General features: G+C 64.3%; 27 protein-coding genes. 18 read left to right on the top strand and 9 right to left on the bottom strand.

The window, feature by feature from the left end:
- Positions 1-70: 70 nt before the first annotated feature.
- Positions 71-943 (bottom strand): TIGR01459 family HAD-type hydrolase, encoded by an 873-nt coding sequence (locus ROH8110_RS07895; RefSeq protein WP_085817228.1) that lies wholly within the window; start codon positions 941-943, stop codon positions 71-73.
- A 118-nt stretch (positions 944-1,061) separates the two neighbouring features.
- Here ROH8110_RS07895 and ROH8110_RS07890 point away from each other — a divergent pair, with 118 nt between their 5' ends.
- Positions 1,062-1,646: a flavin reductase family protein gene (locus tag ROH8110_RS07890; protein ID WP_245962816.1), complete on the top strand. Its 585-nt coding sequence runs from the start codon at positions 1,062-1,064 to the stop codon at positions 1,644-1,646.
- Positions 1,647-1,731: 85 nt separating this feature from the next.
- Here ROH8110_RS07890 and ROH8110_RS07885 read toward each other — a convergent pair whose 3' ends face one another.
- The 3 genes from ROH8110_RS07885 to ROH8110_RS07875 all read right to left on the bottom strand — a co-directional run bounded on the left by ROH8110_RS07885 (position 1,732) and on the right by ROH8110_RS07875 (position 4,371).
- The gene (locus tag ROH8110_RS07885; protein WP_085817227.1) at positions 1,732-2,652 is read right to left on the bottom strand and encodes a manganese-dependent inorganic pyrophosphatase; all 921 of its coding nucleotides are present in this window, start codon (positions 2,650-2,652) and stop codon (positions 1,732-1,734) included.
- Between the two features lie 97 nt (positions 2,653-2,749).
- Positions 2,750-3,379: an exopolysaccharide biosynthesis protein gene (locus ROH8110_RS07880; RefSeq protein ID WP_085817226.1), complete on the bottom strand. Its 630-nt coding sequence runs from the start codon at positions 3,377-3,379 to the stop codon at positions 2,750-2,752.
- Between the two features lie 8 nt (positions 3,380-3,387).
- A complete protein-coding gene (locus ROH8110_RS07875) occupies positions 3,388-4,371 on the bottom strand; it encodes a TraB/GumN family protein (RefSeq protein ID WP_085817225.1) in 984 nt (327 codons plus the stop codon).
- 206 nt (positions 4,372-4,577) lie between these two features.
- Here ROH8110_RS07875 and groES point away from each other — a divergent pair, with 206 nt between their 5' ends.
- Together groES and groL are read left to right on the top strand one after the other, a co-directional pair.
- Positions 4,578-4,865 (top strand): co-chaperone GroES, encoded by a 288-nt coding sequence (groES, locus tag ROH8110_RS07870; RefSeq protein ID WP_085817224.1) that lies wholly within the window; start codon positions 4,578-4,580, stop codon positions 4,863-4,865.
- A gap of 47 nt (positions 4,866-4,912) precedes the next feature.
- Complete coding sequence (gene groL, locus ROH8110_RS07865) at positions 4,913-6,559, top strand: chaperonin GroEL (RefSeq protein ID WP_085817223.1); 1,647 nt, start codon at positions 4,913-4,915, stop codon at positions 6,557-6,559.
- Between the two features lie 70 nt (positions 6,560-6,629).
- On the opposite strand, the gene ROH8110_RS07860 is transcribed toward groL, so the two are convergent.
- Complete coding sequence (locus ROH8110_RS07860) at positions 6,630-7,136, bottom strand: GreA/GreB family elongation factor (RefSeq protein ID WP_085817796.1); 507 nt, start codon at positions 7,134-7,136, stop codon at positions 6,630-6,632.
- A 132-nt stretch (positions 7,137-7,268) separates the two neighbouring features.
- Between ROH8110_RS07860 and ROH8110_RS07855 the strand changes: the two genes are divergently transcribed.
- The 11 genes from ROH8110_RS07855 to ROH8110_RS07805 all read left to right on the top strand — a co-directional run bounded on the left by ROH8110_RS07855 (position 7,269) and on the right by ROH8110_RS07805 (position 14,883).
- Complete coding sequence (locus ROH8110_RS07855; RefSeq protein WP_085817222.1) at positions 7,269-8,033, top strand: alpha/beta fold hydrolase; 765 nt, start codon at positions 7,269-7,271, stop codon at positions 8,031-8,033.
- Positions 8,030-9,184: an alpha-D-ribose 1-methylphosphonate 5-triphosphate diphosphatase gene (locus ROH8110_RS07850; RefSeq protein ID WP_085817221.1), complete on the top strand. Its 1,155-nt coding sequence runs from the start codon at positions 8,030-8,032 to the stop codon at positions 9,182-9,184. Before ROH8110_RS07855 ends, ROH8110_RS07850 begins: the two co-directional genes overlap by 4 nt.
- A gap of 248 nt (positions 9,185-9,432) precedes the next feature.
- Positions 9,433-9,984, top strand: coding sequence for an exopolysaccharide biosynthesis protein (locus ROH8110_RS07845; protein WP_245962817.1), 552 nt, complete (start codon positions 9,433-9,435; stop codon positions 9,982-9,984).
- 124 nt (positions 9,985-10,108) lie between these two features.
- Complete coding sequence (locus tag ROH8110_RS07840) at positions 10,109-10,963, top strand: TIGR02587 family membrane protein (RefSeq protein ID WP_245962818.1); 855 nt, start codon at positions 10,109-10,111, stop codon at positions 10,961-10,963.
- 9 nt (positions 10,964-10,972) lie between these two features.
- Entirely contained in the window at positions 10,973-11,389 is a 417-nt protein-coding gene (locus ROH8110_RS07835; protein WP_085817219.1) for a TIGR02588 family protein, read from the top strand.
- A gap of 46 nt (positions 11,390-11,435) precedes the next feature.
- A complete protein-coding gene (locus ROH8110_RS07830) occupies positions 11,436-11,852 on the top strand; it encodes an ion channel (RefSeq protein ID WP_085817218.1) in 417 nt (138 codons plus the stop codon).
- A 240-nt stretch (positions 11,853-12,092) separates the two neighbouring features.
- Positions 12,093-12,530: a hypothetical protein gene (locus ROH8110_RS07825; protein ID WP_085817794.1), complete on the top strand. Its 438-nt coding sequence runs from the start codon at positions 12,093-12,095 to the stop codon at positions 12,528-12,530.
- A complete protein-coding gene (locus ROH8110_RS07820) occupies positions 12,527-13,189 on the top strand; it encodes a MotA/TolQ/ExbB proton channel family protein (protein WP_085817217.1) in 663 nt (220 codons plus the stop codon). Before ROH8110_RS07825 ends, ROH8110_RS07820 begins: the two co-directional genes overlap by 4 nt.
- Positions 13,182-13,565 (top strand): ExbD/TolR family protein, encoded by a 384-nt coding sequence (locus ROH8110_RS07815; protein WP_085817216.1) that lies wholly within the window; start codon positions 13,182-13,184, stop codon positions 13,563-13,565. Before ROH8110_RS07820 ends, ROH8110_RS07815 begins: the two co-directional genes overlap by 8 nt.
- Entirely contained in the window at positions 13,562-13,948 is a 387-nt protein-coding gene (locus tag ROH8110_RS07810) for an ExbD/TolR family protein (RefSeq protein ID WP_085817215.1), read from the top strand. Before ROH8110_RS07815 ends, ROH8110_RS07810 begins: the two co-directional genes overlap by 4 nt.
- Entirely contained in the window at positions 13,945-14,883 is a 939-nt protein-coding gene (locus ROH8110_RS07805; protein WP_085817214.1) for a TonB family protein, read from the top strand. Before ROH8110_RS07810 ends, ROH8110_RS07805 begins: the two co-directional genes overlap by 4 nt.
- A gap of 189 nt (positions 14,884-15,072) precedes the next feature.
- On the opposite strand, the gene ROH8110_RS07800 is transcribed toward ROH8110_RS07805, so the two are convergent.
- From ROH8110_RS07800 to ROH8110_RS07790, 3 genes are all read right to left on the bottom strand, one after another.
- Positions 15,073-16,146, bottom strand: coding sequence for a 5-(carboxyamino)imidazole ribonucleotide synthase (locus tag ROH8110_RS07800; RefSeq protein WP_085817213.1), 1,074 nt, complete (start codon positions 16,144-16,146; stop codon positions 15,073-15,075).
- Entirely contained in the window at positions 16,139-16,639 is a 501-nt protein-coding gene (gene purE / locus ROH8110_RS07795; protein WP_085817212.1) for a 5-(carboxyamino)imidazole ribonucleotide mutase, read from the bottom strand. The genes ROH8110_RS07800 and purE overlap by 8 nt, the downstream gene beginning before the upstream one ends.
- 62 nt (positions 16,640-16,701) lie before the next feature.
- Positions 16,702-16,926 carry a YdcH family protein gene (locus tag ROH8110_RS07790; RefSeq protein WP_085817211.1) on the bottom strand — a complete coding sequence of 75 codons (225 nt, stop codon included), beginning with the start codon at positions 16,924-16,926 and terminating at the stop codon, positions 16,702-16,704.
- Positions 16,927-17,084: 158 nt separating this feature from the next.
- Between ROH8110_RS07790 and ROH8110_RS07785 the strand changes: the two genes are divergently transcribed.
- The 3 genes from ROH8110_RS07785 to ROH8110_RS07775 all read left to right on the top strand — a co-directional run bounded on the left by ROH8110_RS07785 (position 17,085) and on the right by ROH8110_RS07775 (position 18,783).
- Positions 17,085-17,498, top strand: a complete 414-nt coding sequence (locus ROH8110_RS07785) for an Hsp20 family protein (protein ID WP_085817793.1) — start codon at positions 17,085-17,087, stop codon at positions 17,496-17,498.
- 5 nt (positions 17,499-17,503) lie between these two features.
- Positions 17,504-17,731 (top strand): DUF1150 family protein, encoded by a 228-nt coding sequence (locus ROH8110_RS07780; RefSeq protein ID WP_085817210.1) that lies wholly within the window; start codon positions 17,504-17,506, stop codon positions 17,729-17,731.
- 83 nt (positions 17,732-17,814) lie between these two features.
- A complete protein-coding gene (locus tag ROH8110_RS07775; RefSeq protein WP_085817209.1) occupies positions 17,815-18,783 on the top strand; it encodes a threonine dehydratase in 969 nt (322 codons plus the stop codon).
- Between the two features lie 72 nt (positions 18,784-18,855).
- On the opposite strand, the gene ROH8110_RS07770 is transcribed toward ROH8110_RS07775, so the two are convergent.
- A complete protein-coding gene (locus ROH8110_RS07770) occupies positions 18,856-20,568 on the bottom strand; it encodes a bifunctional sulfate adenylyltransferase/adenylylsulfate kinase (RefSeq protein WP_085817208.1) in 1,713 nt (570 codons plus the stop codon).
- 344 nt (positions 20,569-20,912) lie between these two features.
- Between ROH8110_RS07770 and ROH8110_RS07765 the strand changes: the two genes are divergently transcribed.
- A complete protein-coding gene (locus tag ROH8110_RS07765) occupies positions 20,913-21,923 on the top strand; it encodes a cytochrome-c peroxidase (RefSeq protein ID WP_121143680.1) in 1,011 nt (336 codons plus the stop codon).
- Positions 21,924-22,033: the final 110 nt, after the last annotated feature.

Below are 22,033 nucleotides of genomic sequence, written 5' to 3'. Positions count from 1 at the left end.
CATGACGCCAAGGCGCCCGGTGTTGGAACTTTATTACTTTGCAGGCGCAGAAAATCAAGAGGTTTTTTGCCTAGCGCAGTTGCCCGATCGCGTAGGTCGGATGGATGTTTTCCTTGTTCAGAAAGGATTCCAACGCCTTTTCGTCGGGCTGGCGCGTCGTGCGGGTTTCGATGGCTGCCAGTCCGCCCGTGATGAACAGAGAATCGATATCCTCGCCCATCGCCCCAGAGATATCGGTGAGAATCCCGTCGCCGATGGCGAGAATCCCCGCATTATCCACATCATGCCCTTCGGCGGCCAGCCGACGCCGGGCCAGGTCATAGATCGGCGGATGCGGCTTGCCGAAATAGAGGCTCTCGCCGCCCATCTCGGTATAGAGCTGCGCCAGCGCACCGGCGCACCATTCGCGGTGGTCGCCCCGGTCCACGACGATATCGGGATTCGCGCAGAGGAGCTTGAGCCCCTTGGTCTTGGCATAGAGGAAATCGGGGCGGTAGGTGGCGGGATCGGCCATCGGATCGACCGGCCCGGTGCAGACAATGCCCTCGGCTTCGTCGAGGGGAACGATCTCGATATCGACCGGGTCCTCGATCACCCTGAGCGGCTCGAAAAAGCCGGTGTCATGCGGGGCGCCGATGAAATGCACCTTCTGTCCCACGACCCCGCGAAACATCGCGGCGCGCGCGCTGTCACCGGAGGTGGCGACACTGTCCCAGCAATCGCGCGGCACCTCGAAGAGATCGAGCTGCTTTTCGACGCCGGCGCGCGGGCGCGGCGAATTGGTTACCAGCACCACCGCGCCGCCCTGTTCGCGGTAGGCCCGCAGTGCCGCGACCGCATCCGGGAAGGCCTTGACCCCGTTATGCACACAGCCCCAGAGATCGACAAAAAGTGCGCCATAACGGCCAGAGATGTCGGACAGCGACTGGATGATTTGCGTCATGAATTGATCCTGCGACGGGAAGGGCAACAGGATCAGCTATGGCAGGGCTGGGCGGGATTCGCCACCTTGAAAGGCGCAGAAACCTCTGGGTCTCTGGGGGAAAGCCCCTATCTCTTGCATGTCGAAGGAGAAACCGGTTTACCGGCAGAACGCCGCAGGAGAGACCCCGCAACAGCATGACCCGCATATTCGCCATATCGAGGGCCGCGTGATGAACGCCGCACGCGATGCCTTTCTCGCGGCGATGCGTCAGGTCGCGGCGACGGTGACCGTGGTCACCACCGACGGACCGGACGGGCGCATGGGCGCGACGGTCAGCGCCTTCACGTCGCTGTCCGCCGATCCGCCGATGGTGCTGGTCTGTCTCAAGCGCGGCAGCAGAATCGCCCGGGCGGTGGCGGCGAATGGCGTCTTCACCGTCAACGTGCTGCCCGAGGACGCACATGAAATGGCGCGCCGCTTCGCCGGAGCTTTCGATGACGAGACCCCCGACAGGTTTCACGGGACCACGTTTACCGAGACGGATTTCGGCCCGGTCCTGCCCCGTGCCACGGCCTTCACCTGCAGGCTCGAACAATCCTATCACCATGCCACGCACGAGATCTGCATCGGCGCGGTCACCGGCATTTCCAATGCCGGGGAACAGCCGCTGACCTACCTGCACGGCACCTTCCATGTGGTGCGCCCCAAGCAATCGCTTTGAGCGCGCAACCCCTCCGGGGCGAGGCCGGGGGCCAGCCCCCCGGGCCCCCCGAGGTATTTGAGGCCAGATGAAGGGCTGGACGCCTTCAGATGGCGAGGTTGGGGATGATCTGCTTCTTGCGGCTCATCACGCCGGGCAGCACCACGCTGTCGCCTTCGGTTGTGGCGCCGAAGGATTTCTCGGCGAGGGTCCGGACCAGATCGTTGGGCACGAGAAGGGTGGCTTCTTCGTTCAGGATGTCGACGACGAAGAGCAGGACCTGATCGACGCCGTCTTCGGCGGCGACGGTTTTCATGCTGTCCATCAGGCTGTCCTTGCGGTCCAGCACCATGCCGGGCGCGGTGGTTTCAAGAACGCTGACGCGGAACTTGGTGCCGCCCACGGCATACTCCTTGGAGTCCATGCGCAGGAGTTCGGCATCGGAAAAGGCGCTGACATCGGATTTGGCTGCGAACATCTCGGCGGCGTAATCGCCGATATTGACGTTCAGCTCGGCGGCCAGCGTCTCGGCAACGGCGCGGTCATGGTCAGTGGTGGTGGGGCTGCGGAACTCCAGCGTGTCGCTGAGGATGCAGGTCAGTGCCGCGCCTTTCATGGCTTCGGGCATCTTGGCGGCATCCTCGCCCATCAGGTCGACCAGGATCGTCGCGGTGCAGGCCAGCGGGCGGATGGTAATGTCGATCGGACCCTTGGTCTCCAGCCCGCCAACCAGCTTGTGGTGGTCGATGATGCCCTGAACATCGGCCTCGTTGATCTGGCCCGGCAGTTCGGCGGGGTTGTTGGTGTCGACGATCACGCAAGCCTGCCCGGCGTCCACTTCGCTGATGATCCGTGGCTTGGGCAGGTTCCACTTCTTCAGCATGAAGGCGGCCTCGGTATTGGGTTCGCCGAGCAGTACGGCTTCGGCATCGGCGCCCTTCACCTCATTGAGATACCACGCCCAGATGATCGGCGAGCCGGTGGAATCCGTGTCGGGGGATTTATGTCCGAATACGAGAGTCGTCATTGTCACTTGTCCTTACGCGTTGGAACCGATTTGCGCGCCTTATAGGTTCGCGCGGCGGCCTTGTCACCCGTCCGTTCTGCGCACTCTCGTCACATCGTCAGCCCAAGGCGTTCACCGTCTGAACGATCAGCGCCGCACCGAGGCCGACAAGCGCATAGCCCGCCAGCATGAGCAGCCCGTCGCGGGTGAAAAGTGCCACTGCAAAGAGCGTCATGGCCGAGGCGAGCGTGGTGGTCAGGAACGGCACGAACTCGATCGCCGGCATGAAGAACGACACCACGCAGAAGACACAGAGCGCAGGCAGGTTGGCGGGCCGTTGCGTCAGAAATGCCGCCCGCTCGCAAAGCACGCCGTCCAGCCAGGCCAGGCTGGGCCGCAGGCGGCGCACCATCAGTGAAATCCGGTCGGCATGAAGCGAGCGCTTCAGCAAGACGCGCGGCAGCCACAGCGGCGAGCGGCCCAGCAGCAGCTGCACCGCCACCAGCCCGACGATCGCCGACAGAAGCGACGGCACACCCGGCACAGCCGAAAGGGGCGAAACCATCGCGAGACAGGGCAGGAGCAGCAGCGGGATCAGGCTGCGAGAGCCCAGAAGGTCGATGATGTCGCCCACGGTCACATGCCCGTCGCCGGTTTCGCGGTCGATCATATCCACCAGCGCTACGAGGCCCCGCTCATGCGCAGGATCGCGCGCCTTGACGTCCTTGCCGGGTTCCGCTGCCTGCATCGGGCCGCTCAGGGGGCGAAGGGCAGGCGTTCGATCTCGAATCCCCGCCGCTCCAGAAGGCGCAGCACGCCCGCCTCACCGGGCAGATGCGCCGCACCGACCGCCACGAACAGCCGCTCGCCCGGCGCGCGCGCCAGCGCGTCGACCCAATCGGCATTCCGCTTCTTCAGCAGCAAGTCCTCGAAGCGCGCGAAATCTTCCGCCGCGCCGTCGCCTCCCGATTCCAGCGACACCTTGCGCGAAAAGGCCCAGATCAGCGCGATGCGCTGTTCGAGATAGCGTTGCCGAAGGGTGAAGGCCATGTCGTCGGGATTACCCGTCCAGGCAAAGAACAGCCGGATCATGTCCAGCTGTTCATCCATCGGGAAACTGTCGAGCATCCCCAGGATCGCGCGGAAATCCTCGAGCGAGCGGGTCGGCGTGCCCTGGCTTGCTGCCGCTTCGCCGATCAGCTTGTCGATGCCCGCGCCGGTCATCGCGCCGTTGCGCGCCTCGCAGGGGCCGATGCCCAGCATCATTGCCGCCCAGACCGGCTTGAACTTCGCCGCGAAGAAGGGGGGAATCGCGCGGGCACGCATCTCCTCTGCGAAAAGGTCCCAGTCGGATTCGCCCAGAAGGTCGGGCAGGGTAGGGCCGTCGGTGATGAACATCAGCGAAGGATCGTCCGCCAGCGCCGTTTGCATGTTCGTCTGATCGTCGTTCGACACTTCGAGGTAAACCGCCTCGGCGGTTTCGATGATCGGCAGAATGTGGTCGAGATGCGCGCGCGTCTCGTCATGCGCGAAATGGTAGGTGCCAAACAGCGTGATCGCCTGATCGCCGCGCGTGGCGCGCCACATCAGCCCCTCGGGATAGGGCATGGCCCGGGCTTCGGCTTCGAGCGCCGTGCGTTCGGTCGTGGGCAGTGCGTCGATAAGATCGGCGCCGCCGCAGCCTGCATGGCCTGCGAGCGGTTGCAGACTCAGCAGAAGAATGATCAGACCGCGCAACATGTGGCTCCCAGCCTCTTGGTTTAGGCGCAGGCTAGTGAGCCGCCCGCAAAGGCACAATCACCGGCGCTGCAAAAAAATGCAAAGGACTTGTTGACAGCTCCGCCGGACCTCCCTAGCTATGCGCCGTTAGCACTCGACCAAGGTGAGTGCTAACAGGTTCCACGAGGGACCGTCAGGAAGAAACTTTGAGCCAAGGAGCCAAAGACATGGCATTCACACCGCTGCACGACCGCGTGCTCGTCCGTCGCGTTGAAAGCGACGAGAAAACCGCAGGCGGGCTGATCATCCCCGAAAGCGCCAAGGAAAAACCCCAGCAGGGCGAAGTCGTCTCTGTCGGTGAGGGCAGCCGCAAGGACAACGGCGAACTGATCGCGATGTCCGTCAAGGCGGGCGACAAGGTGCTGTTCGGCAAGTGGTCCGGCACCGAGATCACGCTCGACGGCGAAGAGCTGCTGATCATGAAGGAAAGCGATATCCTGGGCATCATGGCCTGATCGCTTCTCGACTCAACAGCAACAAACGATAGTCAGGAGAGACAGATATGTCTGCAAAAGACGTCAAATTCGACACCGAGGCCCGGAACAAGATTCTCAAGGGCGTCAATGTTCTGGCCAATGCGGTCAAGGTGACGCTCGGCCCCAAGGGTCGCAACGTGGTTCTCGACAAGTCCTTCGGCGCGCCGCGCATCACCAAGGACGGTGTTTCGGTCGCCAAGGAAATCGAACTGGAAGACAAGTTCGAGAACATGGGCGCCCAGATGGTCAAGGAAGTGGCCAGCCGCACCAATGACGAGGCCGGCGATGGCACCACCACCGCGACCGTGCTCGCTCAGGCGATCGTCAAGGAAGGCATGAAGGCGGTTGCCGCCGGCATGAACCCGATGGACCTGCGCCGCGGGATCGACCTGGCCACCAGCAAGGTCGTCGATGCCATCAAGGCCGCCTCGCGCGAAGTCAAGGACAGCAGCGAAGTCGCCCAGGTCGGCACCATTTCCGCCAACGGCGAAAGCGAAATCGGCCAGCAGATCGCAGACGCGATGCAGAAGGTCGGCAATGACGGCGTCATCACCGTCGAGGAAAACCGCGGCCTGGAAACCGAGACCGACGTGGTCGAGGGCATGCAGTTCGACCGTGGCTACCTGAGCCCCTACTTCGTCACCAACTCGGACAAGATGATCGCCGAGATGGAAGACTGCCTGATCCTGCTGCACGAAAAGAAACTGTCGTCGCTTCAGCCGATGGTTCCGCTGCTCGAGCAGGTGATCCAGTCGCAGAAACCCCTGCTGATCATTGCTGAGGATGTCGAAGGCGAAGCCCTCGCAACCCTCGTGGTGAACAAGCTGCGCGGCGGGCTCAAGATCGCTGCCGTCAAGGCACCCGGCTTCGGCGACCGTCGCAAGTCGATGCTGCAGGACATCGCCATCCTGACCGGCGGTCAGGTCATCAGCGAAGACCTCGGCATGAAGCTCGAGTCCGTGACCATGGACATGCTGGGTTCGGCCAAGAAGGTGTCGATCACCAAGGACGAAACCACCATCGTCGACGGTGCCGGTGAAAAGGCCGAGATCGAAGCGCGCGTCAACCAGATCCGCACCCAGATCGAGGAAACCACCAGCGACTACGACCGCGAGAAGCTTCAGGAGCGTGTCGCCAAACTGGCCGGTGGCGTTGCTGTCATCCGCGTCGGTGGCATGACCGAAACCGAGGTGAAAGAGCGCAAGGATCGCGTCGACGACGCCCTGAACGCCACCCGTGCGGCCGTGCAGGAAGGTATTGTTGTGGGCGGCGGTGTCGCTCTCATCCAGGCGGCCAAGTCGCTTGACGGTGTGACCGGCGCCAATGTCGACCAGAACCGCGGTATCGAGATCGTGCGCCTGGCGCTCGAGGCTCCGCTGCGCCAGATCGCCGAAAACGCCGGTGTGGACGGTTCGGTCGTTGCGGGCAAGATCCGCGAAAGCAACGATCTGAAGTTCGGCTTCAACGCCCAGACCGAAGAATATGGCGACATGTTCGCCTATGGCGTGATCGACCCCGCCAAAGTGGTGCGCACCGCGCTCGAGGACGCATCCTCGATCGCCGGCCTGCTGATCACCACCGAAGCGATGGTCGCCGACAAGCCGCAGAAAGAAGGCGCCGGTGGCGCTGGCGGCGGCATGCCCGACATGGGCGGCATGGGCGGCATGATGTAATCAGCCGCGCAACGCGCAAAGATTGGGGCCGTCCTTCGGGGCGGCCCTTTTTTATGCCGGCGCCCTGCGTTCAGCGTGCGAAACCGATATCCAGCACTTCAAGTTCAACGATCCCCGTGGGCTTGGGCCACTCCACCACATCGCCGACACCCGCCTCGAGCAGGGCGCGTGCCAGCGGCGAATGCGCCGAGATCAGCCCGTCTGAGGGCGCGGCCTCATCCTCGCCCACGATGGTGTAAACTGCCTCGCGGCCGTCCTCGTCGGCCACACGCACCGTTGCGCCGAACTGCACATGGCCTGGCGGCGCCTTGTCCTCGGGCGGGGCGATCACGATGGCGGATGCAAGCCGCGCCTCGACATAGCGCAGATCGCGCTCCGCCACGGCCAGCGGCCATGTCCCGGCCATGTGGTCGCCATGCCCGCGCAGGCGTTCGATTTCGGCCTCCAGCGCCACCTTGCGCGCCTGCAGTTGTGCCAGTCCTTCGGGGGTGACGTGGTTGGGATGCTGACTGATGGGCAGATCGGGCAGACGCTGTGGAGTGCTGCCGTCTTCCTCCTTGGTAAAGGCCTTGTTCATGGTCGCGGGTCCGTTGTTGTCGCCCAAACCTAGCGCATCGCGCGCGAAAACGCGACATTGCGCACGCGCTGCGCCAGCCGTGTTTCAGATTGGGGCTGTTGTCGCGCGGCGATTGCCCCTATCTCAAGCGCCATGATTGCCAAAAGCTACATCCTTGCGCTGATCCTTGCGCTGTTCACGCTTCTGCCCGCCAGCGCGGCGCGCGCCGATTGCGTCGTACTGCTGCACGGGCTGGCGCGCAGCGATGCGTCCTTCATCGTGATGGAAGAGGCGCTTCAGGCGCAGGGATACACCACCTTCCGACCTGATTATCCCTCGACCGAACTCGACATCGCCACCCTCGCTGAAGACACGCTGCCCTATGCGGTGCGGGTCTGCGGCTCCGCGAAAATCCATTTCGTGACCCATTCGATGGGGGGCATCCTCCTGCGCCACTGGTTGCGCGACAACCGCCCCCGCGATATGGGCCGCGTCGTGATGCTCGGCCCGCCCAATCACGGCTCGGAACTGGTCGATCAGCTGGGTGGACTCGAGCTTTTCGCATGGCTCAACGGCCCGGCGGGAATGCAGCTCGAAACCGGCGCGAGCAGCTTCGCAGAGACCCTCCCGCCGATTGATTTCGAACTGGGCGTGATCGCCGGAACGCGCTCGCTCAACCCATTCTTCTCGTCACTGATCGAAGGCCCGGATGATGGCAAGGTCTCGGTCGCCTCGACCCGGATCGAGGGCATGGCCGATCACATCACCCTGCCAGTGACCCACACCTTCATGATGAACAACCCTCTCGTCATCGCCGAGGTGCTGGAATTTCTGCGCACAGGACGCTTCGATCACGCGCTGACCCTGGGCGACCTTCTGACGGGCGGCAGCAACAGCGGCAGCGAGGAGGGCCAGTGACCCCGCTGCCCGACCTGCGTCTCGTTGGCGCCCAGGTGCTGACGCCCGAGGGCCTTGGCGACGCGCCCCTGACACTGTCGGGGGGCCTGATCGCGGATGACAGCCCGTCCTGCAGGGACGTCGATCTTGACGGTTTCCTGATCCTGCCCGGCATCGTCGATATTCATGGCGACGGGTTTGAACGTCACCTCGCGCCCCGGCGCGGCGCGATGAAGGATCTCGACCAGGGCCTGATCGCCGCCGAGGCCGAACTCGCGGCCAACGGCATCACCACCGCCGTCCTTGCGCAGTTCTACAGCTGGGAAGGCGGCATGCGCGGCGCCGATTTCGCCGCCCGCGTGCTGGATGCGCTCGATCATCTGCAGGACCGGCTTGTCACCGATCTTCTGAGTCAGCTTCGCTTTGAAATTTCCATGCTTGATGACTACCCCGCGATGCAGCAGCTCGTCGCGGCCCATGCGATCCGTTACGTGGTATTCAACGACCACCTGCCGCATGAGGCGCTGGACAAGGGCAAACGTCCGCCGCGTCTGACCGGGCAGGCGCTCAGGATCGGGCGCAATCCCGAGCGCCATCTCGAATACATGCAGGCGCTGCATGGCCGGATGAACGATGTGCCTGCCGCGCTTGACGGTCTTTGTGCAGATCTGCTGGCAAACGGTGTGCTTCTGGGCAGTCATGACGACCGCAGTGCCGATGCGCGTTCGGCCTGGCGCGGGCGCGGCGTGCGCATTTGCGAGTTTCCCGAAACGCTCGAGGCTGCCGAGGCCGCACAGCGCGCCGGCGATCCGGTGATCCTCGGTGCCCCCAACGTTGTGCGTGGCGGTTCTCATAACGGCAATGTCAGCGCGACCGATCTCGTGACGATGGGCTATTGTGATGCACTCGCCTCGGATTACCACTATCCCTCGTTGCGCCGCGCCGCGCTGCACCTCACCGACAGCGGACTGCTTGATCTTGCTGCGGCCTGGGCGCTTGTCTCGCATGGGCCCGCGCGCATCCTCGGGCTCACTGATCGCGGCGCGCTCGCGCCGGGGCTTCGCGCCGACCTCATGGTGCTCGACGCCCGCACGCGCCAGGTCTGCGCGACGATTTCGGGCGGCTGCGTCAGCTACCTGTCGGGCGAAGTGGCGGCACGTTTCCTGCGATAGCGCGCCGCGTATTGTCGCCGGCCGGTGCCTCCGGCGGGAGTATTTCCGGCAAGATGAAGCCGGGCGCGGGCGGCTTAAATCAGTCCGGGCGCAAGGCTGGCCTTCACACCGGCCCGAAACGAACGGGCGGCCATGCATTTTGCCGGTGCGTGCAGGAACCGACCCCGGCCCGCCGGGGTTGCCCTGTCATGAGACCACAAGGAAACCCGACAGGCGGCGGACCTGGCCCACAGGCGATGCCGCGATTGATGGATCGGCTCGACGGGCTGACGCGCGACTGCGAGCGGGTGCGTTTTGGCGATATCGTTTCGACCATCGGCGCCCAGGGGCATGCGCCCCTGTTGCTGGTGGCGGCCGTGCTGATGATCCTGCCCATCGGCATGGTCCCCGGTGTCGGCGGTGCGCTTGGCCTGCTGGTGGCGGTGATCGGCGCGCAGATGCTGCGCGGCCATCGCGGCATCTGGCTGCCGGATTTTATCGCGCGCCGCAGCCTTCCTGCCGACCGCCTGAGCAGCGGGATCGGCTGGATTCGTCCGGCAATGGCGTGGTTGCGCCGTCATCTGCATATCCGCATGGAGTACATCTCGAGCAGCCGCGCCTCGCTCAGCATCATCGCATTGGTGCTGATCGCCGCCGGTATCTCGCTGATCGTGCTTGGTGCGGTGCCGTTGGCGGTGCCGCTGACGGGGCTTCCGATCGCGGTCTTCGCCTTTGGCATCCTTGCGCGTGACGGGGCGGTCGTGATGGCGGGATACGTGATGCTGGTGGCGCTTGTCGTCGCCGGGATCTGGGTTCTGTAATGTGAGATGCCTCCCTCTGGCGCGTTCCTTTGCGGCGCAAGCGCAACGGCTTGGAACATCCCGGAGGGACGCGGGTTTAGCTGTCAGGCCGTGACGGGCCAGACGAAACGGGGAATCGGCACGAATGAACACAGAGCAGGGGCAGATGGAGTCGGAACAACCCGGCGACGATTCCGTTGTCGAGACCCTGACGGGGCTTGGTCGCGGCTTTGGCGGGGCGCTGCTATTCGCGCTGCCATTGTTCATGACGATGGAGATGTGGTGGCTGGGCTTCTACATGGATCGCAGCCGGTTGCTGCTTCTCTTGCTATTGAACATCCCACTCTTGATCGTGCTGTCCCATCACGCGGGTTTCGAGAAAACCAAATGCTGGTGGGATGATCTTCGCGATGCCGGGATCGCCTTTGGTATCGGGCTGACCACGTGCGGCGCCATTCTGGCCGTTCTGGGTCTGCTGGATCCCGCCATGACCGCGGATGAGATCATCGGCAAGATCGCCGTGCAGACCGTGCCCGCCAGTATCGGTGCGCTGCTTGGCTCTTCGCAGCTTGGTACGGACTCGGTGGACGCCGAAGAGCTTTCAGAGACCCAGACCTACCTCAGCCAGCTTTTCTTGATGTGCATCGGCGCGCTCTTTCTGGGCCTCAACGTCGCCCCGACCGAAGAAATGGTGCTGATTTCATACAAGATGACCGAATGGCATGCGGTGGCGCTGATTGCGCTGTCGATCATCGTCATGCACGGATTCACCTATGCGCTGGAATTCAGCGGCACCGCGCCGATGCCGGAAAGAGGCCGCTGGGCGGCGTTCTTCTTCTTTACCGTTGTGGGTTATGCCATCGCTATCTGCGTCAGCCTGTATGTCCTGTGGACCTTCGGGCGCACGCAGGATGCATCTTGGACCCAGATTATGATCACGGCAACGGTGCTGGGGTTCCCGGCAGCCGTCGGCGCGGCGGCAGCACGACTGATACTGTAAGGCGAGATCATGAAACAGGCTGAGCAATCGGAAAGATCGGGCGAGAGCAAGCTGCGCGGCACGACGCTGGAATGGATCGTCGCGGCGGTGTCCGCTGCGATCGTTGCTGCGATGATCGGCTTCGTGCTCTTTCAGGCCTTTCAGAAGGCCGACACATATGCTGATCCGGTGGCTGTGGTGAAAAGCGTCACCCCCGTTTCCGACGGCTACCGGGTAGAGATCAGCGCACGGAACAGGGGCGGCGCCACTGCGGCGAATGTCAAGTTCCGCGCTGGACTGCAAAGCGGCGGGCGCAACATCGAAACCGCCGAGGTGACGTTCAGCTACCTGCCGTCCCACTCCAGGCGACAAGGCGTCCTGATCTTCGCCAACGACCCGCGCGCCTACAGTATCGCGCTTCAGGCCGTGTCCTACACCGCGCCCTGACGGGGGCACCCCTGCCGCCACTTCAAAGGAAAGGAGAACACCAGTCATGGGGCTGTTGATCGGTATCGGGCTTGTCGTGTCGTTGGGTGTTGGGCATCATTTCGCCCTGATCGGCCTTCGCCAGATCACCGCGCAGGCGCGGGAGCGGCCCCACAGGTCGATCATTTCCGTTTTCGTGGGGCTGGTGGCCATCCACCTCACCGAGATTCTGCTCTTCGCCGGTGCCTATCATGTCCTGCTGACGTGGAACTCGGTCGGAACGCTGGCAGGCCATGACAGCGGCTGGCAGGACCTGGTCTATTTCTCGGGCATCAATTTCACGACCTTGGGTTATACACGGCTTGAGGCGCAGGGTCCGATCCGCATGGTCAGCATGATGCAATCGCTGGGCGGATTCATGGTTCTGACCTGGTCGGCGACCTTCATCTATACAGTATGGAAGCGGGCGCAGGACGGGTTCTAGCGCCGCGCAGCCCGCACGATCTTTGCGCTGAGCCAGGCGGTCGTCGCGACACTCGGCCCCGGCCAGTGTGCGGCTGCCGACATTATCGATACGCGCTGGCACGTCCCCTTGACGGCTTTTACTTGACTTTTTTACTTGGCTTTGAGACTCCGAAACTGGATAATCCGAGTGAATTTATCGGAATTAGCGCGCGGCGATCCGTCCCCGGATCGTTTCAGGGCATGTCAGGAGAAGATGCAGATGAAAATGACGGGATGCTTATGGGCCGCGGCCGCCGGTTCCCTGATCATGGGGGCAGCGATGGCCGTTGCCGACGAAACCGAGATCGGCCGGAACGTCTCGGTGGAACTCAACGCCGCCAAATCCGGCGAGACGGGCTGCATGCTCAGCTTCGTGGTCATCAACGGTCATCCGGGCAGGATCGACAGGGCTGTCTACGAGACGGTTCTCTTCGATGCGGCGGGGCAGGTAGACCGGCTGACGCTGTTCGATTTCGGCGCACTGCATCCGGGGCGTCCGCGTGTCCGGCAGTTCAGCATTTCCGGCATGTCCTGCGAAGGGCTGGGGCAAATCCTGATCAACGGCGCGCATAGTTGCACCTCTCAGGATCTGAACGAGGATGCCTGCGAGGCGGGGCTCGACCTCCGGACACGAACGCAGATCGAGGTGATGGGATGATGACGGTATTCCTGGACTCCCTTCGTCAGGTCGCCGATCTGGGCGGTCCGGTCGTGATGATCCTGATCGTGGTCTCGGTCGTCACCCTGGCGACGGTGCTCTACAAGCTCTGGCAGTTCGCTATCGCCGGGGTTGGTCGGCACCGGGCGCTGGCCGATGCCGTGGCCGCCTGGGACGCGGATGATCGCGCCCGCGCGCAGGCCGCCCTGCGCCGCTCGACCAGCTATCTCGCGCCGGTCGTCGAAATGGCCTTCAAAGCCGGCGACGACGATGTCGAACGCCTGCGCGCCGAGGCCGAGACACGCTTTGCACGTCTGGAAACGGGCTTCCGCTATCTCGATTCGGTGGCGCAGCTTGCGCCGCTTCTGGGCCTCTTCGGCACGGTGCTGGGCATGATCGAAGCCTTCCGCGCCCTTCAGGCGGCGGGCAGCCAGGTGGACCCGTCGCTTCTGGCCGGCGGGATCTGGGTGGCGCTCATGACAACCGCTGTCGGCCTGGCCGTGGCGATGCCCAGCTCTCTGGTACTGAGCTGGTTCGAGGCGCGCATGGATGCCGAGCGCGTCACCGCCGAGCGGGCGATCACGACCATTCTTCACCCTTCCGGTCGACGCCGGATTGTGGACGAACCCGCCGGTTCCGGGGCGCCCGGCCATGCGTAAGCGGCGGCAGAGAAGAAAGCTGTCGATGACGTCGCTGATCGACGTGATCTTCCTGTTGCTGCTGTTCTTCATGCTGTCCTCTACCTTCTCGCGCTTCGCCGAGGTCGAACTGACCGCCGCTGGCGGCGGCAATGCCGTGCGCGACGATGTGAAACCAGCCTTCCTTCGCCTTGGCGCTGATACGCTTGATCTGAACGGGCGCGCGGTCGCACTCGACGGGCTTGCCCCCGCCTTCGCCGGAGCGCACGACAAAGGCGGGCCTCTGTCCGTGCTGGTCAGCCTGCGGCGCGAGGTCACCTCGCAGCGGCTCACGGATCTTCTGGTGGCGCTGCGGCGCGTCGAGGGTCTGCGCATCACCCTGCTTGGTGCGTCATGATACGGGCGCGTAAACGATCCGCCCGCGAACCCACCATCGCGCTCATCAACATCGTGTTCCTGATGCTGGTCTTCTTCATGGTCGCAGGCACGCTGGCGCAGCCGATGGATGGCGACCTGTCGCTGGTGCGCACCAAGGACCTCGATGGGCGTGCGCCGCCGAATGCCCTCGTGGTGCACGAAGACGGACGGCTCAGCTATCGCGGCGAGAGTGTCGACAGCGCGGTCGGCTTTCTGGCCCGCCTCGACGAAGCCGAGCGGACCGAGTTGCGCCTTGTCCCGGATCGCGACCTGCCCGCCGAGCGGCTGGTCATGCTCGCCGCCGAACTGCGCGCCGCGGGCGCGCAGAAGGTTCTTGTCGTCACCGAAAGGGGGCTTGAATGATGATCGCATCCCGAAGCGCAAAAATGGTTGCCGCATCCACCGCTTTTTGCGTCCATGCCGCGGCCCTCTGGGCCTTTGTCGGAACGAGCGAGATTCGCGTCGAAGGCGATGCCGGGTCGCCCGAGGCCGCGCGCCTTGGCAGCAGCTTTGCGGATATGGCGGCGGGCACGCTTTCCGCCTCGCCGCCACTCGAAACCACGCCGCAGACGAGGCCAGACGAGGCCGAGCCGGACGTGACCGCAGCGCATGAGCCCCACCGGCCCGCGCAGGCGGGCCACACGGCGCCGACGCCACCCGTGAAGAGCATGGCCGTAGCGGCCCTGCCAGCCGATCAGGCCGAGGCAATTCCACCCGATACAGTCCAGCCGGCCCAGCCCGCGCGCCCGTCCGCCACACCGCCGGACACCCCCGAGGTGCTCTCGCCGGCGGATGAGCCGAACGCTTCCGTCACGCGCTCGAAGCGCCCGCGCACACGCAGCGCCGAGTTCGAGAAACGCCACGAACCCGCGCCGCCAGCGAGAACGGCTAGGAAGGAACCCGGACCCAAGGCAGCAGAACCCCAGCCGCACGGCAATTCAAACCGCAACGCCCGCGCGGGCGCGGCGACCGGCAGCGAACAGGCAAAGGCCACGGCGCAGAGCCGGAACAACGGTAAAAGCAGCCAAAGCGGCAATGCCGCGGCCAGCAACTATCCCGGAAAGGTCATGCGCAGGATTTCACAGGTTCCCAAGCCGCGCGTCGGTCGCCGGGGCACGGCGGTCGTCAGCTTCACGGTCGGCTCAGGCGGCACGCTCGCAGCAATATCGCTGGCGCGCAGCTCGGGTTCGGGAGAGCTCGATCAGGCCGCGTTGCGGGTGATCCGCCGGGCCGCGCCCTTCCCGGCGCCGCCCCCGAGCGCACGCCGGAATTTCACGATCCGTATCCAGGGCGGCTGAGGTTGCGCGCCCTTGGCGCAAACGCAGGTTCCTCTGTCGCCAGCGACGCGACAGGGGGCCACACCGCGCAGAGTATCTAAGGCAAGATGAAGCCCCCATGCCCCCTGCCTTCATCTGGCTCAAAAATACCTCGGAGGAGCCGCAGCGTGCTGCGACGGGGGCAGCGCCCCCGTCTTGTAGCGGGCCGTTTCAGCCGCGCGTGACGCGGTTTACATGCCCCATCTTGCGCCCCGGCCTTGCATCGCCTTTACCATACAGATGCAGCGCCGCGCCGGCTTCGCGGGCGATATCGGGCACGCGCGCGATGTCGTCGCCGATCAGGTTTTCCATCACCACATCGGCATATCGGCCACCATCGCCCAGCGGCCAGCCCGCCACGGCGCGGATATGCTGCTCGAACTGGTCGATCGCGCAGCCCTGCTGCGTCCAGTGGCCGGAATTATGCACGCGCGGCGCAATCTCGTTGACGATCAGCCCTTCGGGCGTGACGAACAGCTCCACCCCCATCACCCCGACATAATCCAGCTTGTTGAGGATCTGCCCGGTCAGCAGCACCGCATCGCTGCGCTGGGCGTTGCTCAGGCGCGCGGGCACCGTGGTGCGGCGCAGGATACCGTCCTCATGCAGGTTCTCGCCGGGATCGAAACAGGCCACGTCGCCCGATGCGTTGCGTGCGCCGATCACCGAAACCTCGTGGCTGAACTCCACGAAACCCTCGAGGATCGCGGGCTGGCCCTGCATCGCGGCAAGGGCGCTTTCGGCATCTTCGGGCGCTGTGATCCGCGCTTGGCCCTTGCCGTCATATCCCAGCCGCCGGGTCTTGAGGATCGCCGGCAGGCCGATCTCGGCCAGGGCCTCGGCAAGGTCGATCTCGTCATCCACCGCGGCGAAGGGCGCGGTCCTGAGCCCCAGCTCCGTCAGGAACGCCTTTTCGGTCAAACGGTCCTGGCTGATGCGCAGCGCGTTGCGCCCCGGTCGCGCCGGTTTGCCGCAAGCGTCCAACATGTCGAGCGCCGAAGTCGGGATGTTCTCGAACTCGAAGGTGACCACGTCGACCGCATCGGCGAAGCGGCGCAGCGCATCCTCGTCCTCGTAGGGGGCGGCGATATGCTGCCCCGCCACATGGCTTGCCGGGCAGTCGGCGCCCGGCTCGAACACGCAGCTGCGAAAGCCGAGGCGCGATGCGGCCACCGCCAGCATCCGGCCCAGCTGCCCGCCGCCAAGGATACCGATCGTCGCGCCTGTTGGCAGGGGTTCAGTCATCTTGCGGCTCTTCGGGAATGGAGTTGGAAAGGGTCGTGCGCCAATCGTCGAGGCGCTGCGCCAGCGATGGGTCGCCATTGGCCAGGATCGCGGCGGCCATCAGCCCGGCATTCGCCGCTCCCGCCGCACCGATCGCCATGGTCGCCACTGGGAAGCCCCTGGGCATCTGCACAATGGAATAGAGGCTGTCGACGCCCGAAAGCGCCTTGCTCTGCACCGGCACGCCGATCACCGGCACGCGCGTCTTCGAGGCCATCATCCCCGGCAGATGCGCCGCACCGCCCGCACCCGCGATGATCACCTGCAAGCCGCGTCCGGCGGCCTTGCTGCCGTAATCCCACAGCCGGTCGGGCGTGCGATGCGCCGAGACGATCCGGGTTTCATAAGGCACCTCGAGCTCATCGAGAATCTCTGCGGCGGCGCGCATGGTCTGCCAGTCCGACTGGCTGCCCATGATGATGCCGACCTTGACCTTGCCTGTGTCTGCGCCCATGTCACTGGCCCCTTGCTTTGGAGGGCGCACTATACCCATCAGAGGCCCCGACGCAATCGGGGTCAGGCGATGATATCGGGATAGAGCCGGTCCTCGATATAGGCGATCATGTCCTTGAGCCGCAATTTCTGCTGCTTGAGCCGCTTGATGGTCAGCGGATCGCTCGAACCCTTCTCCTGAAGGGCGGCGATCGCGTCGTCCAGGTCGCGGTGTTGACGGCGGAATTCTGCAAGCTCGACGCGCAGCACCTCGTCCGATTTCATGGAGAGATTGCTGAAAGCGTTCATACCGATGATTCCCTGTGACTGGCCCCGGTTGAGACGATACCGCTTTTGTACGCCCCGGCAAAGCCCTTGCACGGCGCGCGGCCAGCCCCCATATTTGCCCTGTCGGGTCGCCAGAACGGGGCCCGGCATGGACTGTCGCTTTGATGAAGGACGTGTCGATGACAAAGCTCACGCTGGGGTCGCACCCTTACATGCTCGGGTTCGAGCAACTGGAACGGATGCTTGAACGCAGTGCCAAATCGGGCAACGAGGGCTATCCCCCGTTCAATATCGAACAAACCTCCGAAAGTTCCTACCGGATCACGCTGGCCGTGGCCGGTTTCTCGGAGCAGGACCTGTCGATCACGGTCGAGGACCGCCAATTGGTGATCCGCGGTCGCCAGAGCGACGAGGCCGACACCCGTATCTATCTGCACCGGGGCATCGCTGCGCGCCAGTTCCAGCGTTCCTTCGTGCTGGCCGATGGCGTCGAGGTGGGCGAGGCGATCATGGAAAACGGTCTGCTGCATGTGGACCTGACGCGCGCCGAACCAGAAACCGTTGTGCAGCGGATCAAGATCAACAAGGGGTAACCGATATGGAAACCAGGTACGATTTCGGCGCCGACGAGGGCCGCGACATCGTCTATGTCCGGCCCGTTAACGTGGCGGACCTTCCCGAGGACATGCGTGAGCAGGCCATGGGCAGCGAAACGCTTTACGCGCTGCACTCGGCTGCGGGCGAGCGCCTCGCACTCGTGCGCGACCGCCGCCTTGCCTTCGTGCTCGCGCGTCAGAACAACATGACCCCGGTCACGGTTCACTGACACGTTGCCGCGTGTGCAGGCGCGCGCTTGTGAAGCGCGCGTCTTGCTGACAATCTGGGCCTCGATCCCAAAGGAACAGGCCCATGTTCACCTTATCCGAACTGCAGGATTCCGCGCAGCTGGTTCATCGCCACATGGCGCCAACCCCAGCACATGACTGGCCGCTTCTGGCGCAGGCCCTGGGCGCACGGGTCATCGTCAAACATGAGAACCACGCGCCCACCGGTGCCTTCAAGGTGCGCGGCGGCATCACCTTCATCGACTGGCTGCGCCGCACCCATCCCGAATGTCGTGGCATCGTCACCGCCACGCGCGGCAATCACGGCCAATCCCAGGCCCGCGCCGCCGTCGCGGCGGGGCTGGAGGCACGCATCGTCGTGCCGCGCGGGAACGCGTCGGAGAAGAATGCCGCGATGCGCGCCTATGGCGCGACGCTGATCGAACATGGCGACGATTTCGACACCGCCCGCGAGCTGGCCATGCAGATGGCCGAGACCGAGCCGCTGTTTCCCGTGCCGCCCTTCCACCACGAATTGCTGCGCGGCGTGGCAAGCTATGGCTATGAGCTCTTCACCGCCCATCCCGACCTCGATGTCGTGTATGTGCCCATCGGCTGCGGCTCGGGCATCTGCGGCACGATCGCCGCGCGCGATGCGCTGGGTGCCAAAGCGCGGGTCGTCGGCGTGGTGTCGGAGCGCGCGCAGACCGCCAAACTCTCGGCCGAAGCGGGGCAGATGATCGAAACGCCCGACGCCCTGACCTTCGCCGATGGCATGGCGGTGCGCGTCCCGGTGCAGGCGGCGCTGGATATCTACGGGCCGGGGGCCGACCACATCGGCACCGTGTCTGAAGACGACATCGCCACCGCGATCCGCCTCTACTACACCGCGACCCACAACCTCGCCGAGGGCGCGGGCGCTGCCGCCCTGGCGCTGGCGCTCAAGGAACGGGAACAGCTGCAGGGCCGGAAGGTCGGGCTGATCCTGTCCGGCGGCAATATCGACGCGGCATGGTTCCGGTCGGTTCTGGCAGGTGAGGTTCCGCAGGCCTGACCTGCGCAGAACGCGAAACGGGCCGCCCCGGCAGGGACGGCCCGTGTTTTCAGAACGCGTGACCGGCGCGCTTCAGCCCGCGATCAGGCCCATCTGTTCCAGCTTCAGGATCACCTGATGGGCGCAGTTGTCGACCTCGACATTCTCGGTCTCGACGCGCAGCTCGGGATCCTGGGGCACATCGTAAGGGTCCGAAATCCCCGTGAATTCCTTGATCTTGCCCTCGCGCGCCAGCTTGTAGAGGCCCTTGCGGTCGCGGCGTTCGCATTCCTCGAGGCTGGTGGCGACATGCACTTCGACAAAGGCACCGTATTGCTCGACATCCTCGCGCACAGCGCGCCGGGTCGCGGCATAGGGCGCGATAGGTGCGCAGATGGCGATCCCGCCATTCTTGGTGATCTCGCTCGCCACATATCCGATCCGGCGGATGTTGAGGTCGCGATGCTCCTTCGAGAAGCCCAGCTCGGAACTCAGGTTCTTGCGCACGATATCGCCATCCAGAAGCGTCACCGGCCGCCCGCCCATCTCCATCAGCTTGGTCAGAAGCGCGTTGGCGATCGTGGATTTGCCGCTGCCCGAGAAACCGGTGAAGAACACGGTAAACCCTTGCTGGCTACGGGGCGGATAGCGGTGGCGCAGTTCGCTCACCACTTCCGGGAACGAGAACCATTCCGGAATCTCCAGCCCCTCGCGCAGGCGGCGGCGCAGCTCCGTCCCCGAGATGTTCAGGATCGTGACATTGTCGCGGTCCTCGATCTCGTCGATGGCCTCGTATTGGGCGCGTTCCTGCACAAAGACCATGTGTTTGAAATCGACCATCTCGATTCCCATTTCCTCCTGATGCTGCCGGAACAGGTCCTGGGCATCATAGGGGCCATAGAAATCCTCGCCCGCGCTGTTCTTGCCGGGGCCGGCATGGTCGCGTCCGACGATGAAATGGGTGCAGCCGTGGTTCTTGCGGATCAGCCCGTGCCAGACCGCCTCGCGCGGACCGGCCATGCGCATTGCCAAGTTCAGCAGGCTCATCGTGGTGGTCGATCCGGGGTATTTGTCCAGCACCGCCTCGTAACAGCGCACGCGGGTAAAGTGATCCACGTCGCCCGGCTTGGTCATGCCGACGACCGGATGGATCAGCAGGTTGGCTTCCGCTTCCTTGGCGGCGCGGAAGGTGAGTTCCTGGTGGGCGCGATGCAGCGGGTTGCGGGTCTGGAAAGCGACGACCTTGCGCCAGCCCAGCTTGCGGAACAGCGCGCGCAGTTCATTTGGCGTGTCGCGGCGGCCGCGGAAATCGTAATGCACCGGCTGCTGGATGCCGGTGACCGGCCCGCCCAGATAAACATTGCCCGCGCTGTGATGCAGGTAGTTCACCGCCGGATGCGCCTCGTCGTCCGCACCAAACACCTTTTCGGCCTCGCGCGCTTTGTCCGGGGTCCAGCGGTCGGTGACCGTCATCGTGGCCAGGATCACGCCTTCCTGGTCGCGCAGGGCGATATCCTGCCCCAGCTCCAGCCCCTCGGCAAAGCTCTCCGAGACGTCGAGCGTGATCGGCATCGGCCAGAGCGACCCATCCGCCAGGCGCATATTCTCGACGACACCATCGTAATCGGCTTCGCTCATGAACCCCTTGAGCGGGTTGAACCCGCCATTCATCAAGAGTTCCAGATCGCAGATCTGGCGCGGCGTCAGATCCCAGCTGATCAGGTCGCCGGCTTCGACCTTCAGCTTCTGGGCGGATTCATAAGATACGTACAACTCGGAAATGGGGGCCAGGTTTTGCTGGGTCATCGGTACTCTCGGATGCTGCTTCGCGAAATGGGTGCGCTGCCGCTGGCGGCGCGGGTTTAAAAGGGCCTTAGCCCCGCATTATGGCGGGATTCAAGGCTGAGTTGGACGTTTTCGTGAAAAGAGGCATCCGTGCCACCGATCCTCGGCCAAGGAGAAGGATGTTTCGCGCCCTGGCCGGCCCGTGAACCCCCGATCACTCGAATGCCGTGCATTTACTTGATTTGCGTCAACGCCGTGTGAAGCCCGATTGGATTAGAATGATTCTAGACGCGCGGATGCCACCTGAGGTTCTGGAGGAATCAATGTCATTATTACGAAACTTTGCGCTTGGGACCGTTTCGGTCATGGCGCTCACGTCTGTCGCACAGGCATCCGAGCTGCGTGACAACGCGCTCGAGATGTTCGCGGCATTGCCCTCGACCGTGCCCGCTCTCAACGAGAACGTCATCACCCAGGAAAAGATCGACCTGGGCAAGGCGCTGTTCTTCGACCCGCGCATGTCGGCTTCAGGGGTGTTCTCGTGCAACTCCTGTCACAACCTGGGTACCGGCGGCGATGACAACATGCCCACCTCGATCGGGCATGGCTGGCAGAAGGGCCCGCGCAACTCGCCCACCGTGCTGAACGCGGTGTTCAACGAGGCGCAGTTCTGGGACGGTCGCGCCGCCGACCTTGCCGAACAGGCCAAAGGTCCGGTCCAGGCCGGTGTCGAAATGGCCAACACCCCCGACAACGTGCTCGCCACGCTGAATTCCATGCCGCAGTATCAGGATTGGTTCAAGGCGTCCTTCCCCGACGAGGCGGATCCCGTCACCTTCGACAATTTCGCCAAGGCGATCGAGGCATTCGAAGCCACGCTGATCACGCCTGCGCCCTTCGACGCCTTTCTCAATGGCGACGACAATGCGCTCACCGATCAGCAGAAGGCCGGGCTCGGCCTGTTCATGGACAAGGGCTGCGCCTCTTGCCACAACGGCGTCAATCTCGGCGGCACGGGCTACTTCCCCTTCGGCCTGATCGAGAAGCCGGGCGCCGATGTGCTGCCGCCCGACGACAAGGGCCGCTTCCAAGTGACCGCGACGGCGGATGACTCCTATGTGTTCCGCGCCGCACCGCTGCGCAATATCGACCAGACCGCCCCCTACTTCCATTCCGGCAAGGTCTGGGATCTGCGGGTTGCCGTGGCGATCATGGGGACGTCTCAGCTCGGCACCGAACTGACCGAGCCCGAGGTCGATGATATCGTGGCCTTCCTTGGCGCGCTCTCTGGCAAGATGCCCGAAGTGACCTATCCGATCCTTCCGGCTGAAACCGCGACAACCCCGCGCCCCACGGGCGAGGTGGTTCCGAACTGATCGCGGACACCAGGGAAACGGGAACGGCGCGGGCCAAGACCGCGCCGTTTTCATGTCCGCCGCGTGCCTCGCATGGGTCGCGCGCGCATCGCGGCGGCGTCATCCCGGTT

The organism is Roseovarius halotolerans, from assembly GCF_900172255.1.
In the GTDB taxonomy this organism is placed as follows: Bacteria; Pseudomonadota; Alphaproteobacteria; order Rhodobacterales; family Rhodobacteraceae; genus Roseovarius; species Roseovarius halotolerans.
This window is presented reverse-complemented; position numbering and strand designations above follow the sequence as displayed.